This is a genomic window from Marinospirillum minutulum DSM 6287, from assembly GCF_000422325.1.
GTDB classification, from domain to species: domain Bacteria; phylum Pseudomonadota; class Gammaproteobacteria; order Pseudomonadales; family Halomonadaceae; genus Marinospirillum; species Marinospirillum minutulum.
In genome coordinates this window covers 257,359-275,274 of record NZ_AULO01000009.1, presented here as the reverse complement: position 1 = coordinate 275,274, position 17,916 = coordinate 257,359, and the positions used below count along the sequence as shown (strand labels likewise).

The window sequence follows — 17,916 nt, the reverse complement described above, 5'->3', positions numbered from 1 at the left end:
CTAAAAATGACTTCAACTATACAACCTAAAATTTTACCTGCTACTAAGTCGGCGGTTAACCCGCCACTGCTAATCGGCGATATTTTAAAATCGGGTGTACGCATGGCAGGCGAAAACAAAATTGTTTATCGTGATTTAAGTCGCCATAGCTATAAAACTTTTGAAAAACGCGTTCACCAGTTAGCTCACCTATTAACCAGCCAAGGTGTTAAAGCCGGTGATGTAGTAGCAGTCTTAGATTGGGATAGTCACCGTTATTTAGAATGCTTCTTTGCTATTCCCATGCTAGGCGCAGTTTTACATACGGTTAACGTGCGCCTAGCACCAGAACAAGTGCTTTACACCATGGAGCACGCTGAAGATGTGTTTGTATTAACCCACCAAGAGTTTTTATCCCTTTTAGAACCACTAGCAGCCAAACTTCCCCAAGTGCGTGGTTATATTCTTTGCCAAGATACACCTGAAGAGGTAAAAAGCAGCCTGCCTTTAAAGGGTGAATACGAAGCCTTACTAGCAGAACAACCAACCAAGTATGACTTCCCAACTTTTGATGAAAATGCCGTTGCTACGCTTTTTTATACAACGGGCACAACAGGTAACCCCAAGGGCGTATTTTTTACCCACCGCCAATTAGTTTTGCATACCCTAACCGAAGCAAGCAGCGTACAAGCGCCAGGTTTTGAATTGCTTAACCGCGACAAGGTTTATATGCCCATCACCCCCATGTTCCACGTACATGCCTGGGGTATTCCTTACACAGCAACCCTCTTGGGGGCGCATCAGGTTTACCCAGGCCGTTACGAGCCAGAAATGCTGGTGAAGTTGTTAGTGACAGAAAAAGTCGATTTTTCTCACTGTGTTCCCACCCTGCTTAATATGGTGGTTTCAGCCGATGCAATTACCTCTGGCAAGGTAAAATTAACTGGCTGGAAGGTTCTAATAGGTGGCAGTGCTTTACCACAAGGTTTGGCTAAAAAAGCTTGGGACTTAGGCATAGATACTCGCTCTGCCTATGGCATGTCAGAAACCTGCCCGCTACTAACCGGCTCTATTCTGCCAAAAAACATAGCCGATGCTGATTTTGAAACCCAACTACCTTGGCGCTGCAAAACGGGAGTGGCAGTACCCTTTGTTGATTTAGAAGTCGTTGACACCTACGGTAAGCCCTTACCTCACGATGGCGAAAGCGTGGGCGAAATAAGGGTTAGATCGCCTTGGTTAACCCAAGCTTATTATAAAGAAGAAGCCCGCAGTGAAGAGCTTTGGCAAGAAGGCTGGTTGCATACCGGTGATGTAGCCACCATTGATGAACATGGCTTTTTAATGATTCGTGACCGTATTAAAGATGTAATTAAAACTGGCGGCGAGTGGCTCTCCTCTTTAGAGCTAGAAAACCTCATTAGCCAATGCCCAGGTGTTGCAGAAGTAGCCGTAGTCGGTGTAGTTGATGAGCAGTGGGGCGAACGCCCAGCGGCTCTAGTGGTAGTGACCGACCCTTCTCGCCCGATTGAAACCAGTGCAATTCAAAAACACCTAGAAACTTATGTAGAGCAAGGCAAAATCAACAAATGGGCCATTCCACAACAAATTATGATGGTTGAGGAAATCCCCAAAACCAGCGTTGGCAAACTGAATAAAAAAGTGATACGCCAACAGCTAGCTGATTAAATCCGCTTCTTTTTCTTAGGCACAACAACCACCTGGGTTCCGGAAAAAATATCCGGCCAGGTGCGTTTTTCTTTATCTATAAACAACCACAAAAAACCCAGACCCAAACAAGCCCAAGAACATAAACCACCGACTAAACGTAAAAAAGTTTGTTTAGCATTAATCGGCTGGCCTTGCGTTGTTTGCACACGAATACGCCAAGCTAACATGCCCAAGGTTTGTCCGGCACGTCGCCAAAAGTAGCCATAAAATAAAAAAGGAATAACCCAAGCTATTAGCTGAAAAGCTAAATGCTCATTGGCTTCACCACCAGTAAGAGACACGCCAATAAAACCATAAAGCATAAAAATAGCGCCTAGTAATAATGAATCATAAATAATGGCGGCTAAGCGTCTAAATAATCCGGCAAAATAAACTTCGTCTAAATCAGCAAAAACGTGTGGCATAACAGCTTCCAATTCATATTTATTTAAGAAAGTTTACCTAGCTCGATAGATAAACCAAAAACCAAAAGCGGCACAAAAACCTGCTGGAATTAATACCGCTAAAGCAGGATTAAACCCCCATAACAAAGCGCTAGGGCCTAGCAAGTCTTGCACAAACTTAACCGATAAAGCGATCACTATGCCATGAAACACTCGAGTGCCAGCAGGTACAGAACGTAAAGGCCCAAAAGTAAAAGAAGCACCTAATAAAACCACTGCAAAAACAGTAATAGGTAAGAGGGTTTTTTTCCAAAAAGCTAACCAATAATAACCACTGGGTTGACCCTTAGACTCTAAATAACCAGCATATTTCCATAGCTGGCTAGGTGGTAAGTCCTCTGCTTCAAAAGCTTGTAAAGCAACATATTGAGGCTCGATAGGCAGGTTTATATCTAATTTTGGGTAGGTAGACTCTTCAAGCTTGTCTGCACTAAATGTTATATCTCTTACGTTACTTAACTGCCAACCCTGCTCTAAGTAATCTGCACGTGGAGCCGTAATCAGCTTATTTAAAGACCAATCTTCGTTTAATTCAAAAATCCTTATACCTAGTAGTTGCCCATCATCCCGCGCTACATTAATACTATAAAAGTTATTGTTTTCTTTTAGCCATAAATCGTGCGAAGTAACTAAATTAGATTGCTGGGTTTTATTCAGTTTTTCCCAACGGTAGGTGTCGGCAAACTGCCCAAGACGCGGCAACCAAAACTCACTGGCTAAAATAGCTAGTATTAATAGAATAAATACCGGCTTACAAGCTTGAAAAATTAACCTAGGAATTGAAATACCAGCAGCACGCATAACCGTTAACTCACTGGTTGCAGCCAAGTTACCCAAACCAATTAACACGCCCACCAAAATAGCGATGGGTAAAAATAAGTAAAAACGGTTAGGTAAGCGAATTAATAGGTAATTAACAACCTGAGAAAAGCCATAGTCACCTCTTAGGTTATCTAGCTCATCTAGCAGTGAAAAAACAATGTCCAGCCCTACTATCACCATCAATACGGCCAAGGTACTAATTAGTACAGCATTAGCTATATAGCGCCCGAGTAGTTTCATTTTTGAAAGACCCCACGCCGCCAGCATAAAAGTAAACCCAGTAACAAAAAGCCTGCATGAACCAACCACATACCTGGCCAAATAGGCCATTGTCCTTTATTTATAATTCCTTGCAAAGACATAAGCGTGCCCAGAAAGATTAGCTCTAATAGTAATACAGGCAAGATAGCCATAAAGCGGCCTTGGCGGGGATTCACTTTAGTTAAAGGTAAGGCAATAAAAACCATTACAATAACCAAGCTAGGCAAACCTAAACGCCATTGCAGTTCTACTTGTGCTGGTAAACTTTTATCTGCTAAAAGCTTATTCAGTGGCAGCATGGCTACCTGTTCCCTTACGCTCGGCGGTGTATAAACCCCAACCCTTAGTGCATAACGATCAAACTCTAAAAAGTTACTGGTTAAATCTGCATCAGGCAGCTCATAGCGCCAGCCATCTTCTAAAACCAAGAAGCGACTACGCGACTCTTCATTCATTTGCTGATAACCCCGCTCAGCTAAAGCCAAGGTAGTTGCATCTTTTTCTGCTTGAACAATCAACACCCTTCCTAACAAGCTCTTATCTTCACTCAGTTGGCTAACAAAAACAGTTTGTTTATTAAGTTTGGTAAATTGCCCTGGCGCTATGGATTCAAACCCAGTTTTTTCTTGTTGCTCCTGTATCATCAACTCACTAGCAAACTGCGCCTTAGGTGTAAGGTAAAGACTGCTAAAAGCCGTTAGACTGGCTACTCCTAGAGCAAGAACTAATACCAGCTTCATTAATTGCCACTGACTAATACCACTTGACTGTATAACTGACATTTCGCTTTCCATATACAGGCGACCAAAAGTCAACATTAGTGCCAATACAAAGCTTAATGGAATAATTAGCTGCAATGCATAGGGTGTATAGAAAAGTGTAAGGTGTCCTAAAATATCAAGCGACATACGACCAGAAGCGACACGACCCAAAAACCTCGCAAAGCGACTACCCACTATAACCATAAGTAAAATACTACCCACGGCTAGGGTTGAAATTAGTATTTCACGCGCAATATATCGATAAAGGATCAATCCTAACTCCTGCAAGCAAACTAACGATGCATTTCTTAAGTAAAGCCATTATCCTACATGAACAACAAGGTTGTCTTGCTAACAAGGTAAAATGACGATCTTTCTAAAGACTTTTACGGAGCAGCTATGAATTTCAAACTGGTTACCCAATCCCCAGCCCTTACGGAAACAGCCTGTGTGGTACTTCCAGTGATGCAGGATGGTAGCCTTACGCCTGCTGGCGAAGGTGTTGATAAAGCTACAGAATCACTCATTCGTCAAATTATTGACCGAGGTGACTTTAAAGCCAAGCTAGGCAAAACTTTTTTAGTTCCTTTTGCTCCAGGTGCTGAAGCCCAGCGTATTCTGTTAGTAGGCATGGGCGAACAAGCTAAGCTGACTGAAAACAAGTTCAGTAAAGCCTGCCAAGCAGCTTATGAACACTTGGCACAACTTAGTCTTCATGATGCGCTGCTCACCCTTGCGGATACGCCTCTAAAAGACCGTGACTCTAGCTGGAAACTGCGCTTAATGGCTGAAATTGCAGAAACCAGTTTCTATCGTTTTACAGAGTTTAAGTCTAAACCAACAGTAGAAGACTTTCCTGCTGAACTCGCCTTCTACTGGCCAGAAAACCAGCAAAGCACTGAAGGTGAAAAAGCTTTACAGGTAGGTCAGGCTGTAGGTCAGGGTAAAAACCTTGCTCGCACTCTAGGCAACCGTCCCGGTAATGTTTGTACGCCTATTCACCTAGCTGAAATAGCGCAAGAACTTGCGTCTAAAGATTCTAATTTTACAGCAACGGTGTTAGATGAAAACCAAATGGCAGAATTAGGTATGAACAGCCTACTTTCGGTTGGTAAAGGCAGCGCACAACCACCCCGCCTTATTGTTGTTGAATATAAGGGCAGTAAAGACCCAGAAGCAGCACCTCACCTCTTATTAGGTAAAGGGATTACTTTTGACACTGGCGGTATTAGCTTAAAGCCAGGCGAAGGTATGGATGAAATGAAATTTGATATGTGCGGCGCAGCTAGTGTGCTGGGTGTGTTAGAAGTTATTCGCCAAATCAAACCTAAGTTAAACCTAGTCTTTATGATTGCCGCTGCAGAAAATATGCCGTCTGGTAATGCCAGTAAGCCAGGTGATATTTATACGACCATGTCCGGTAAAACAGTTGAAGTGCTTAATACCGATGCCGAAGGCCGTTTAGTGCTGTGTGATGCGCTAACCTATGCTGAGCGCTTCAACCCAGCCAGTGTGGTCGATATAGCTACCCTTACTGGTGCTTGCATTATTGCTCTAGGCCACAACATTAGTGCGTTATTAAGTAATAATGATGAATTAGCTGCTGCACTATTAAAAGCTGGAACTGATGCTAATGATACAGCTTGGCAGTTACCGCTAGCCGAAGAATTTCAAGAACAGTTAGATTCTAACTTTGCGGATATGCAAAACATTGGCGGTCGTCCTGCTGGCACCATTACTGCAGCAGCCTTCTTGTCGCGCTTTGCAGAAAACTACCCTTGGGCACACCTAGATATCGCCGGTACGGCTTGGCATTCGGGTAAACAAAAAGGGGCTACGGGTCGTCCAGTAGGTTTATTAGTGAACTACCTACTCGATATTGAAGCAGCTAACGCATGACCCGTGTTGATTTCTACCTGCTAGCAGAACAGTCCAACACTAGCCGCCTAGATTTTGCCTGCCAATTAGCAGAAACTATCTGGCGACGCGGCCATCAGCTTTACATTCATGTAGCTAATGAGCAGCAAGCACTTGAGTTAAATGAAAAGCTATGGAGCTTTAAACCTGAGGCCTTTGTGCCTCATGGTTTGCTTAATGCCCACCCACCTTCACCGGTTGAAATTGGCTGGCAGGATGACCCAGGCAATCACCACGATGTACTACTTAACCTTGACTTAAAAGTACCCAGTCACTTTTCTCGTTTTCAGCGAGTAGCAGAAATTATTGACGGTGATGAAGCAGTAAAAGCACCTAAAAGGGCGGACTGGAAGTTCTACAAAGAAAGAGGCTACCCAGTACACACCCATGATATGCGCTCAAGGTAGAAGTTAGCCCCTAGGGCTGCTGGTGAGGTAATAACCCCTCATAGATAACATCAAGCAAGTCCGGTCCTTCATCCTCTTCACAAACCACCTTAACGTGACGGTTAATCATTAAGCCACCGCCTAGCTGTAATACTGGGTTATCCACACCTACTAAACGCATATCTTCCCGTAACTGTTTAATTAAAGCACGTAACTGCAAAGGGTTAGGGAAGTCTAACCCTAAATCTTCAAGATAAGCTTTTAACTCATCATTGGGTAAAGCAACCATTGGCTCTTGCTGTAATAGACGTTGCAATATCACTGCTGTTAGGCGGTTTATTTCCACTCTAACAGCTCCTTTAGATAAGGCAGACGGGTGTAGACTAAGTACAATACTTGCTTCATGCATAGTGTTCACTTCACACCTAGTAAATGTTTCAAAAGGTAACCAGCTAGTTTTATTTACTTACAAGCATAACCTGAAAAGCGCTTTTTTACAGCCTACCAGTTAACAGTTTTTTAGCCATGCAGTATTTCTAGTAAAAAGCTATAATCCCTGCAATTAAATCTTACATTCAGCTTTACCAGCAATCTACGGAATCCTCATGACCACTAAGCCAGAAGCCTCTCTTGATAAAACCTATCAGCCCGCCGAAATAGAAAAGCGTTGGGCTAAAGAATGGGAACAACTCGGTTACTTTCGTCCCTCCGGTCAGGGCGAAGCCTTTAGTATTATGATTCCACCACCTAACGTCACCGGCAGCCTGCACATGGGTCATGCCTTCCAAGATTCCATTATGGATGCCCTTACCCGCTGGCAACGTATGCAGCAAAAAAACACCCTCTGGCAAGTGGGTACCGACCACGCAGGTATCGCCACGCAAATGCTGGTTGAACGTAAAGTTGCCGCCGAAGAAGGCAAAACACGCCATGACCTGGGCCGTGATAAATTCCTAGAAAAAGTTTGGGAATGGAAAGAAGAATCGGGCGGTAACATTACCAACCAGCTACGCCGCCTAGGTGCTTCAGTCGACTGGGAACGAGAACGCTTTACTATGGACGATGGCTTTTATAAAGCCGTTCAAGAGGTTTTTATTCGTTTATACGATGAAGGCTTAATTTACCGTGGCAAACGCCTAGTCAACTGGGACCCAACCTTACACACTGCCATTTCTGATTTAGAAGTCGAAAACAAAGAACAACAGGGTAACTTTTGGCATTTCCGCTACCCACTAGCCGATGGTGTCACCACCGCTGACGGCAAAGATTACCTAGTGGTTGCTACTACCCGCCCAGAAACCTTATTAGGCGATACCTGTGTTGCGGTTAACCCTAAAGATGAACGCTACGCTTCAGTTATTGGCAAAGATATTATTTTACCGCTGGTCGGTCGTCGTATTCCGATTGTGGCCGATGACCATGCTGAAATGGATAAGGGTTCAGGTTGCGTAAAAATCACCCCAGCGCATGATTTTAATGACTATCAGGTCGGTAAGCGCCATAACCAGCCATTAATTAATGTGCTAACCCAAGATGCCGCAATTCGTGAAGAAGCTGAAGTTTATAATATGGATGGCAGCACTAATACTGAGGTGGATGCCAGCCTACCCGAAGCTTTTCATGGCCTAGACCGTTTTGTTGCCCGTAAAAGTCTCGTTGTAGCTATGGACGAACTAGGCCTGCTTGAAAAAGTAGAACAAGTAAACAACACCCTTCCCTATGGCGACCGTTCCGGTGTCGTGATTGAGCCGCTGTTAACCGACCAGTGGTTTGTAAAAATTGCGCCCTTAGCCGAGCCGGCCATTAAAGCCGTAGAAAATGGCGATATTCAATTTGTACCCAAGCAGTATGAAAACATGTATTTCTCTTGGATGCGTGATATTCAAGACTGGTGCATTTCTCGCCAGCTTTGGTGGGGTCACCGTGTTCCAGCTTGGTACGATGCAGAAGGCAATATTTATGTGGCAGCCTCTGAAGAAGAAGCTCGCAGCAAGTACAGCTTAGACGCATCACTTAAACTCGAACAAGATACCGATGTGCTGGACACTTGGTTTAGCTCTGGTTTATGGACTTTTGGCACCCAAGGTTGGCCAGAACAAACGCCTGATTTAGAAACCTTTCACCCTAGCAGCGTACTAGTCACCGGCTTTGATATTATTTTCTTCTGGGTAGCACGCATGATAATGCTAACCCTTAAATTTACTGACCAAGTGCCGTTTAAAACCGTTTATGTCACCGGCTTAATTCGTGATGATAACGGTCAAAAAATGTCTAAATCTAAGGGCAACGTGCTTGATCCTTTAGATATGATTGACGGTATAGACCTGCCTGCGCTGTTAGAAAAACGCACCAGCGGTTTAATGCAGCCCCAGTTAGCCGAAAAAATTGCCAAGCAAACTAAAAAAGCCTTCCCCGATGGCATTAGCGCACACGGTACCGATGCGCTGCGCTTCACCCTACTAGCCATGGCAAGCACTGGCCGTGATATTAACTGGGATATGAAACGCCTAGAAGGCTACCGTAATTTCTGTAATAAAATTTGGAATGCAGCACGCTACGTACTTAGTAATACTGAAAATGAAGACTGTGGTTTAGATGAAACAGCAGAAATCGAGCTAACCCTAGCCGACCGTTGGATTATTTCACGCTTACAAGAAACCGAAAGCACCGTAACCCGCCATTTAGAAAACTACCGTTTTGACTTGGCTGCCAATGCTTTTTATGAGTTTGTATGGCATGACTATTGCGACTGGTATTTAGAACTTTCTAAGCCTGTACTTTGGGATGAAACCTCGCCTGCTGCACGTTTACGTGGCACACGCCGCACCTTGGTTAGAGTATTAGAAACTCTGTTGCGCCTTGGTCATCCTATGATTCCCTTTATTACCGAAGAAATTTGGCAGCGGGTTAAACCTTTAGCTGGCGTTGAAGGCGCTTCCCTGATGCTAGCAACCTGGCCTGTGGCAAATGAAGCAAAAATTGATGCCGCTGCGGTTAGCGATATTGAATGGGTGAAAGGGGTGATTTTGGCGGTACGTGAACTGCGTGCAACCAACAACATTTCACCAGCAGTTGCTTTGCCTATTTTAATTAACAACGCAGGCGAAGAAGACCAGCGCCGTTTGGCCGATAACCGTATCTTCTTACAGAAACTTGCCAAGCTAGAAAGTGTTGAACTAGCCAGCGAACTACCCATGAGCGCCATGCACCTAGTTGGCAAAATGGAAGTGCATTTACCCTTAGCGGGTTTTATCGACAAGGATGCTGAAATTGCTCGCTTAGATAAAGAAATTGCTAAGTTGCAGCAAGAGATAGAGCGTACCGAAAAGAAACTTAGCAATGAAGCCTTTGTTAGCAAAGCGCCAGCGGAAGTCGTTGCTAAAGAACAGGCGAAGATAGACCAAGCCAAAGCAACGGCTAGCAAGCTGAAGGAACAGCAAGAACAGCTTAAAAGCCTATGATAGATAAAAGCAGCAACCAGCAACACAGCTTGCTGGAAGACGCTTTAGCCTTACTCACTGCCACCCCTTTGGTGGCTTTGGGTATTACCTTTTATAGCCAAGCCGAACTACTCACCGGCAGCACCGCCGGTTTAGCTTTCTTAATTAAATACCTGACCGAATGGGGTTTTGGTCCGGTATTTTTTATGCTTAACCTACCTTTTTACCTACTGGCTTATTTACAAATGGGCTGGAAATTTACCCTACGCACTTTTTGTGCCGTGGGTTTAGTTTCTCTATTAACTGAAATAACACCCATCTGGATTCAATTTGAATACCTTAACCCCATCTATGCCGCTGCTTTAGGTGGTATGTGTTTAGGGTTAGGAATGTTACTGCTATTTCGTCACCGCGCCAGCCTAGGTGGCATCAATATTTTGGCGCTCTACCTGCAAGACCGCTTTAATATACGCGCAGGCAAATTTCAGATGGGCGTAGATTTAGTCATAGTCATGCTAGCAATTATGGTACTGCCTTTAGATAAAGTGCTCTTATCCATTACTGGTGCCGCAGTGCTGAATATGATTCTTACCCTTAACCACAAACAAGGGCGTTATCAGGGAATAAGTTAGTTCTTAATTATTTTATTATTTAGCCGATAGGTTAGTTAGTCAATTATTAGCAGGGAGCATATATCAGATGCCTTTAACTTTTTCTTCTGACTCACTTCGTTTAGCTAATTCTAAACAAGCTAACACCATTAAAGCACAGGCTGGCACTAGTACCACGATGACTAATGATTCTTTAACCAGGTCACGAGTAGCACCAGAAGATAGTGCAGCTAAAGAAAATAAGCGCATTTATCTTCATCTATCTGAAGAGGCTAAAAACAAGTCACGCCTTGAAAAGAAAAAGGAAGCGATTGATAAAAGTGATTTACCCACCAAAATCAAAGACCATTTAAAAAGAATTCATGAGCTGAAAGAAGAGCTGCGTAAGCTAGAGCAAGCGCTTAAAAAAGTGATGGCTAATAACAATATTTCAGAAGAACAAAAAGATTTACAGGCAGCACAAATCCAAACCCAAATTAATGCTTTAAATAGTGCTCTTTTATCTACAATGAATAGCTTAATTGAAGATTTAAAAGAAGAGCCATTAACAGCAGAACAAGCATCTAGCTTTGCCGAACTGCTGCTTTAGCTAAGTATCTAGTTGGTATGACTGGCTAATAACTCTAACAGTTGTTGCTCATCCATTACTGGCACGCCTAGGCTTTCTGCCCTAGTAAGCTTAGAACCCGCTGCTTCACCTGCTACTAGCTGGCTGGTTTTTTTAGAAACGCTACCCGCTACTTTTGCGCCTAAGGCTTCAAGCTTTTCTTTGGCTTGGTCACGAGTTAGGCTTTGCATACTGCCGGTTAACACCCAAGTTTGCCCTGTTAAGGGTAAGTCTTCACGCCTTACTTGAGTTTCTGGCCAGTGAATACCTTGGGCTAATAAATCGTCTAAAGTCGTTAGATTATGCGGCTCATTAAAAAATGCATAAATATGCTGGGCAACTATCGGCCCCACATCATCCACTTCTAATAGCTGCTCAATACTCGCCTGCTTTAAGGTTTCTAGCTGACCAAAATAGCGGGCTAAATTAGCAGCAGTAGCTTCACCTACTTCTCTAATACCTAGCGCATAAATAAAGCGAGCTAGGGTGGTTTTTTTACTTACTTCTAAAGCTTCAAGCAGATTATTAGCTGATTTTTCTGCCATGCGCTCTAGGTTGGCTAGCTGTTCAACTTTTAATTTGTACAAATCAGCAGGGCTTTTAACCAGTTCATTATCAACTAGCTGGTCGATTAACTTAACGCCCAAGCCTTCGATATCAAACGCTTTACGACTAGCAAAGTGTTTAATGGCTTCTTTGCGCTGGGCTGGGCAATAAAGCCCACCGGTGCAACGGTAAGCGGCTTCACCTTCAGCACGCTCAACATGCGAATCACAAATTGGGCAGCTGGTGGGCATAATTATGCTTTGCGTATTTGTAGGGCGCTGCTCAAGCACGACTCGTACAATTTGCGGAATCACATCACCAGCACGGCGAATAATCACTGTATCGCCAAAGCGTACTTCTAAGCGAGCAATCTCATCCATATTGTGTAGCGTGGCATTAGCAACCGTCACACCGGCTACCTGCACTGGCGCTAGGCGTGCGACAGGCGTTACAACACCGGTTCTGCCCACTTGGAACTCAACATCTAACAGGCGAGTAATTTCTTCTTGCGCTGGGTATTTAAACGAAGTTGCCCAACGGGGTTCTCTAGCACGAAAACCTAGCTCTGCTTGCAGGCGTAAATCATTAATTTTTAAAACAGCACCATCAATATCGTAGGGTAACTGGTCACGTTTGGCAGCTAGCTCATCACAAAAACTCTGTAAACCCGTATAGCCTTTAACGACTTTTAAATCGGGGCTAATTTTAAAGCCCCAATTTTTAAGTGCTTGCATGGCTTTTTCGTGGGTTTTCACAGCAAAGTCTTGGCTAATTTGCGCTACTTGGTAAGCAGTAAATTCTAAAGGGCGGGTGGCGGTAATGCGTGAGTCTAACTGTCTTAAACTACCTGCTGCGGCATTGCGTGGGTTAGCAAAGGTTTTTTCATCGGCTAGGCGTGCTTGCTCATTCATGGCTTCAAAAGCCGAACGCGGCATATAAACTTCACCCCTAACCTCTAGCAACTCTGGCAATGGCTGGTTGTCAGCAGAACGTAGGCTAAGCGGAATAGAGCGCAGGGTTTTTAAATTTTCAGTAATGCCTTCGCCGGTTTGGCCATCGCCACGGGTTACGCCTTGTATTAGCTGGCCATTTTGGTATAGCAAACTCACTGCCAAGCCATCTAACTTGGGTTCGCAGCAAAATTCTAATTGCTCGCCTTCCTTACCTTCTTCGCCTATAACAGCACGACCTAAATCAGCCAGTTCTCTTTCTACCCGCTTTACAAAGGCCTGCAAGCCTTCAGCATCAAACACATTACCTAGCGATAACATAGGTACTTGGTGGCTAATGCTAGGAAAGTCGCTTAAAGGCGTTGAGCCAACTCTTTGAGTAGGTGAATCGCTGGTAACTAATTCAGGGTGTTTGGCTTCTAGTTCTTGAAGCTGTCGAAACAGGCGATCGTATTCGGCATCAGGCAAGCTTGGGTCATCTAACACATAATAACGGTAGCTATGTTCGTTGAGTTGCTGGCGTAAATCTGCAAGCTGTGTTTGAAGTTGAGTCATGGCTTTGGTCGTCGCTATTTAATTTTCCCAGCTTTTTTGGCATTAATGCGTGTTTGGTACTCAAAATCTTTAATGGTTTGGCGGTAATGTTCTATCGTTTGCTGGGTTAAATTGCTACGTTGCTCATCCTGCAAATCTGCACCCCAGTTTTTTTCCATTACCCTAGCCGTGGCTAGCATTCGCTCAAAAACAGCCATAGGTAAAGGTGTATTAGGCAAGGGCATAACCAAGACTACGCCAGCAGTAACAAAGTCTTCTTCTGTGTTAGGATCAAAATTACCGGGCGAAAACATATTCACCAAAGAGTAACCTAGGTAGGACTGAGCATCTTTTTCTTCAATGTAATGGTAAAAGCCACTTTCGCTTAGCTTCATGCCAATCATATCCATAAATTGACAAAGGTGACTGCCTATAAAGGGCTTGTCTTCCGGTGCATTTACATTAATGGTTAAGAAGATCTCAGAGCCACCCCAAGCACTTTTTTCTAAACTGGTTAATAAAGCGGTTCGCAAGGTTTGCTCTTGTTCTTCAGGGTCAATTTCAGCTTCTTTGGGCTGGGCTAGGGTTTCATCTGCAACTTTTCTTACTTTTGATTCAGCTACAGACGCTTCTTTTGTAGGCTGTTTAATGCTTGGGTGTTCTAGTTCTACCAGGTCATCCAGGTTATCTTTCACTACTGCTCTACTGGTTTTATTTGCTGCAACTTCTGTTGCTTGTTGTTCAAAACGTGCTTCTTCTTGCTGTTCTTTAGCTAGGCTGTTTTTCTTTTCTTGCAGTTGTTGCAGTTCTTTTTGCTGCATTTCCATAGACGTTCGTGAGGCTTCTGCAAAAGCAGGGTCGACAGAAAACATGCGGCGCATTTTATCCCAGGCTAGTTCTTCTTCATTTTCAGAGCCAGTATTTTGTGGTTCATACGTATTAGAATCTTCTGGAATCAAGCTTTCTTCATTTAAAGAAGGTGCTTGAGAGTCTAGAGGGTTAGTATCTAACTCACTGGGCTGTGAGGGTTGCTTGTCTATATTGGGGAGCTGCTGTTTATTGCGCAGTACAGGAATAGGATCATCATCAAAGATATCAATATCATCAAATAGTGGGTCTAAGCCTTGTTGCGATGAAGGCTTTTTACCATCTAGCGCTAAACTGGGTAGTTCTCGCGCTAATTGAGCACGGCGTTCTTGCTCTTCTGGGTCTTCATAACCATCATTTTCACGGCGTGCGGCCGCACGCTTACGACGTATCGCATCTAGGAGTACTAATAGAAAAACCACTGCACCAAGCAGCATTAAACCTTCTTGCAGACCCATATAACCCTTGCCCTTGAACCATAAAACCGAGAAGCTTACCAATATTTGCTATTGGTTACAGTAAAATTGCTTAATTGGCGACCATAGCAGAAGCTTCTTCTAGATCAACACTCACTAATCTAGAGACGCCTGGTTCTTGCATGGTGACACCCATCAGCTGCTCTGCACTCTCCATGGCTTGTTTATTGTGTGTAATATAAATAAATTGTATTCGTTCAGACATTTCTTTTACTAAACGTGCATAGCGTCCAACGTTAGCATCATCAAGTGGTGCATCAACTTCGTCAAGCATACAAAAAGGCGCTGGGTTAAGTTCAAATATTGAAAAAACCAAGGCTAAAGCAGTTAAAGCTTTTTCGCCACCCGATAGTAGATGAATTGTGGCATTCTTTTTTCCTGGTGGGCGCGCCATTATAGCAACACCTGTCTCTAGTAGGTTATCGCCCGTTAGTTGTAACCAAGCACTACCACCACCAAAAATACGTGGGAAGAGCGCTTGTAAACCTTGATTAACCTTTTCAAAAGTTTCTTTAAAACGTAATCGCGTTTCTTTATCTATACGTCGTATTGCTGTGTCTAGTGTATTAAGTGCATCTTCTAATTCATCATTTTGTGCATCTAAATAATCTTTACGTTCTGCCTGTTGGTCGTATTCTTCTATGGCAGCTAGGTTAATCGCACCTAAACGACGAATTCTTGCTTGGGTATCTTCTAGGTCTGCCTGCCAGCGTGACTCTAATGCGTCTTCTGGTAGGTGTTCCATAACTTCACGTAGGGTAGTTTCTAATTCCCGCAACTGCTCTAAGTGGCTGTCTCGTTTAACCATTAGGCTTTGTTGTTTTAGGCGTTGTGCTTCTAATAAGCCACGGAGTCTATCTAGCGTTTTATCTTGTTGGCTACGTTGTGCTTCTAGCTCTCGCTGTTCTTGCTGGGCTAGCTGTTGTATTTGACGCAACGCTTGTACCTGCTGCTCTTGCTGCTGATGTTTTTCTAGCAAGGCATCTAATTGATCTGTTTGCTCATCACCTGGCTCTCTTGCAGCTTCTAGCTCTAGGAGTAAATCTTGGTATTTTTCTTGCTGAGCTTGGCGCTGTTCGGCTAGTCGCTGTATTGCTTGGTGTCTTGCCTGCTCTTTAGTAAGCAGTTGTTGTTGGCTTAGTCTGGCTTCTTGTAATGCCTGTTGCTTGAGACGAAGCTGTTGCCGACCTGCTTCACGCTGCTGACGTAGCATTTCTCGCCCTTGCTGCTGATCTTCACGCTGCTCAAGGTTAGCTTCTACTTGTAGAAGGGATAGCTGCCAAGCTTCTTTGTCTTCTTGTAAGCTTTCTTGCAAGCTTAAACTTTCTTTGATTAATTGGCTCAATTCATCTTGTAACTGTTCACTGCGCTGCTGGTTATGCTTAACCTTTGTTTGCAAGCTGGCTTGCTTGCTGCCTAGCGCTGCTAACTGAGTTTGTAAAGGCCTAGTCTCTTGTTGAAGCTGCACCAGCTTTTGCTCACACTTTTCTATAGCTTCTAAACAACTGGCCTCTTGAAACTCTAGTTCATTTAACGCTTCTTCTAAGAGGGACTGCTGCTCTTCTAGGCGGCGTATTTCTTGCTGTCTGGCGAGCATACCCGTTGTTTGTGCTGTTGCTGCTTGCAATAGCATACCATCAGCAAAAACCTGTTCACCTTGAGCGGTTATTAGGCTAAATACTCCACTCAAATTTTGCTGTTGTGTTAGTGCTTCTGCTAGGTTGGTTGCGGTTTTTATGTTGGCCAACTGCTGAGCTAAACTGGCTGGTAACTTGTTTGGGTTACGAATTTTGTTGAGTAAACTGTCTGTGGGTAAGTTATTTATTATAGTGCTGGCTTGCTGGTAAACCAAAAGATTGCCTACGGGCAAGCTGGCTAGTCGCTGAGTGAGGTTTTTATCTAGCGGTACTTCACTTAATAAAGCAGCTAAAGAATTGGCTAGGGCCACTTCAACTGCTTTTTCCCAACCTGCTTCAATTTCTAATACTTCACCTAAACGCGACCAGCTGGTTAAACCTTGGTTTTTTAACCAAGCATCTAGCTCTGCATCTTGCCCTTCTAATTCAGCTTGTTGCAAGGCTTGCAACGAAGCTAGACGGCCTTGCTGCTGCTGAAATTGGCTGGTTTGCTGATTTAAGCGCTGACGCAGCTGTTTTTGCTCTTCTTGCTTTTCAGTGCGTTGTTCACGCAGGCTTTCTTCATTTGTTTCTAGTTGCAATAAGCGCTCTTGAACTGCTTGCTGCTCTAGGCTTAAGTCTTCTAGCTGAGCTTGTTCTTCTTCTAGATTAGCTAAGCTTTGCTGCTGCGTTTCTAATCGAGTACGGCGCTCTGCTAAGTTCTGTAGGTTACGTTCATGCTGTTGAATACGGGCTTGAGCTAAGGCTGCTTCACGTTGGTCTTTTTCTGCGCCAGCAACAAAACTATCCCAAGTTAGTTCTAGTTGATGAAGCTTTTCTTCTAGGCTATCAAGAGCTTCTTGTTCGATAGTTTCTAATTCAGCCAGTTCTTCAACAAGTGGTTCTGTTTCAGCCAGCTCTTCTTGTAAGGCTAGTAGCTGCTCTTGATCTAACTGCTCATCTTCTTCTGCTTTGCGTTGTTGCTGGCTTAACGCTTCTAATTCAGCTTGCAGCTGTCTTTCACGTTGTTGACGATGTTGTAAACCTTGCTCTAGGCGCGCAATTTGCAAACTGGTTTCAGTCAGAAGTTTTTGTGCTATGTCTAGCGCATCACTGGCTTCTGCTTGGCGTTCACGACTGGATTCTAACCTAGCCTCACCCTGCCTTAAACTGACTAAGCAGGCTTCTTGCTCTAGCTCTAATTCGGCTAGCTGTTCTAGTAGGCTGGCTAGCTGGTGATCAAGTTCTCGCCAGCGCAAAACGGCTAATTCGGATTTCAGGCGACGTTCACTGGCTTTTAATTGTTGGTAGCGTCTTGCCGCTTCAGCTTGACGACCCAAACGCTCTAATTGCTTGCCTAATTCTTCTCGAATATCACTTAAGCGTTCTAGGTTTTCTTGTGTTCGTTTAATGCGATTTTCGGTTTCACGGCGGCGTTCTTTATATTTAGAAATACCTGCCGCTTCTTCAAGGTAAACACGTAACTCTTCAGGACGCGCCTCAATTAAACGAGAAATCATACCTTGTTCAATAATGGCGTAGCTTCTTGCCCCTAAACCTGTGCCAAGGAAGAGATCGGTTATATCACGGCGGCGACATTTAGTGCCATTAAGTAGGTAATTTGATTGTGCATCACGGGTAACCACTCGCTTTACTGAAATTTCAGCATATTGGGCATAAGCACCGCCCATTTTGCCTGAGCGGTTGTCAAAGAGAAGTTCAATAGATGCTTGTCCTACAGGCTTTCGGTTACGTGAGCCGTTAAAAATAACGTCCGTCATCGATTCGCCACGTAGGTATTTAGCAGAAGATTCACCCATTACCCAGCGTACAGCATCTATAACATTGGATTTGCCGCAGCCATTTGGCCCAACAATCGCTGTCATATTGCTTTTAAAACTCACCCTAGTGGGGTCTACAAAAGACTTAAACCCCGCCAAGTTGATGGATTTTAGACGCATGAGTGTAA

The 17,916-nt window shown here is 44.0% G+C and carries 13 protein-coding genes; 6 read left to right on the top strand and 7 right to left on the bottom strand.

The genetic code is table 11. From position 1 onward, the window contains the following. Nucleotides 1–6 precede the first annotated feature (6 nt). A complete protein-coding gene (locus H571_RS0103085; protein WP_036217325.1) occupies nt 7–1,668 on the top strand; it encodes a fatty acid--CoA ligase in 1,662 nt (553 codons plus the stop codon). Here the strand turns inward: H571_RS0103085 and H571_RS0103080 are convergent. The 3 genes from H571_RS0103080 to lptF are packed head-to-tail and all read right to left on the bottom strand — an operon-like array spanning nt 1,665 to nt 4,270. Further along, on the bottom strand, nt 1,665–2,114 hold the full coding sequence (locus H571_RS0103080; protein WP_027848029.1) for an RDD family protein: 450 nt from the start codon (nt 2,112–2,114) through the stop codon (nt 1,665–1,667). The two genes, H571_RS0103085 and H571_RS0103080, sit on opposite strands and share 4 nt — an antisense overlap. Before the next feature lie 33 nt (nt 2,115–2,147). Next, nucleotides 2,148–3,215: an LPS export ABC transporter permease LptG gene (gene lptG / locus H571_RS0103075; protein WP_027848028.1), complete on the bottom strand. Its 1,068-nt coding sequence runs from the start codon at nt 3,213–3,215 to the stop codon at nt 2,148–2,150. Next, a complete protein-coding gene (lptF, locus tag H571_RS0103070) occupies nt 3,212–4,270 on the bottom strand; it encodes an LPS export ABC transporter permease LptF (RefSeq protein ID WP_027848027.1) in 1,059 nt (352 codons plus the stop codon). The genes lptG and lptF overlap by 4 nt, the downstream gene beginning before the upstream one ends. Before the next feature lie 126 nt (nt 4,271–4,396). Between lptF and H571_RS0103065 the strand changes: the two genes are divergently transcribed. Both H571_RS0103065 and H571_RS0103060 read left to right on the top strand, forming a co-directional pair. After that, complete coding sequence (locus H571_RS0103065; protein ID WP_027848026.1) at nt 4,397–5,896, top strand: leucyl aminopeptidase; 1,500 nt, start codon at nt 4,397–4,399, stop codon at nt 5,894–5,896. Then, nucleotides 5,893–6,321, top strand: a complete 429-nt coding sequence (locus tag H571_RS0103060; protein WP_027848025.1) for a DNA polymerase III subunit chi — start codon at nt 5,893–5,895, stop codon at nt 6,319–6,321. Before H571_RS0103065 ends, H571_RS0103060 begins: the two co-directional genes overlap by 4 nt. A gap of 10 nt (nt 6,322–6,331) precedes the next feature. On the opposite strand, the gene H571_RS0103055 is transcribed toward H571_RS0103060, so the two are convergent. Continuing rightward, complete coding sequence (locus H571_RS0103055; protein WP_027848024.1) at nt 6,332–6,709, bottom strand: hypothetical protein; 378 nt, start codon at nt 6,707–6,709, stop codon at nt 6,332–6,334. A gap of 196 nt (nt 6,710–6,905) precedes the next feature. Between H571_RS0103055 and H571_RS0103050 the strand changes: the two genes are divergently transcribed. The 3 genes from H571_RS0103050 to H571_RS0103040 all read left to right on the top strand — a co-directional run bounded on the left by H571_RS0103050 (nt 6,906) and on the right by H571_RS0103040 (nt 10,940). Then, a complete protein-coding gene (locus H571_RS0103050) occupies nt 6,906–9,761 on the top strand; it encodes a valine--tRNA ligase (protein WP_036217321.1) in 2,856 nt (951 codons plus the stop codon). Continuing rightward, nucleotides 9,758–10,372 carry a YitT family protein gene (locus H571_RS0103045; RefSeq protein WP_027848022.1) on the top strand — a complete coding sequence of 205 codons (615 nt, stop codon included), beginning with the start codon at nt 9,758–9,760 and terminating at the stop codon, nt 10,370–10,372. Before H571_RS0103050 ends, H571_RS0103045 begins: the two co-directional genes overlap by 4 nt. Before the next feature lie 67 nt (nt 10,373–10,439). Beyond that, nucleotides 10,440–10,940, top strand: coding sequence for a hypothetical protein (locus H571_RS0103040; protein ID WP_027848021.1), 501 nt, complete (start codon nt 10,440–10,442; stop codon nt 10,938–10,940). An 8-nt stretch (nt 10,941–10,948) separates the two neighbouring features. Here H571_RS0103040 and ligA read toward each other — a convergent pair whose 3' ends face one another. The 3 genes from ligA to smc all read right to left on the bottom strand — a co-directional run bounded on the left by ligA (nt 10,949) and on the right by smc (nt 17,908). After that, nucleotides 10,949–13,009, bottom strand: coding sequence for an NAD-dependent DNA ligase LigA (ligA, locus tag H571_RS0103035; RefSeq protein ID WP_027848020.1), 2,061 nt, complete (start codon nt 13,007–13,009; stop codon nt 10,949–10,951). Nucleotides 13,010–13,023: 14 nt separating this feature from the next. Then, the gene (locus tag H571_RS0103030; protein WP_027848019.1) at nt 13,024–14,313 is read right to left on the bottom strand and encodes a cell division protein ZipA; all 1,290 of its coding nucleotides are present in this window, start codon (nt 14,311–14,313) and stop codon (nt 13,024–13,026) included. A gap of 70 nt (nt 14,314–14,383) precedes the next feature. Beyond that, entirely contained in the window at nt 14,384–17,908 is a 3,525-nt protein-coding gene (gene smc, locus H571_RS0103025; protein WP_027848018.1) for a chromosome segregation protein SMC, read from the bottom strand. Between the last annotated feature and the right edge of the window lie 8 nt (nt 17,909–17,916).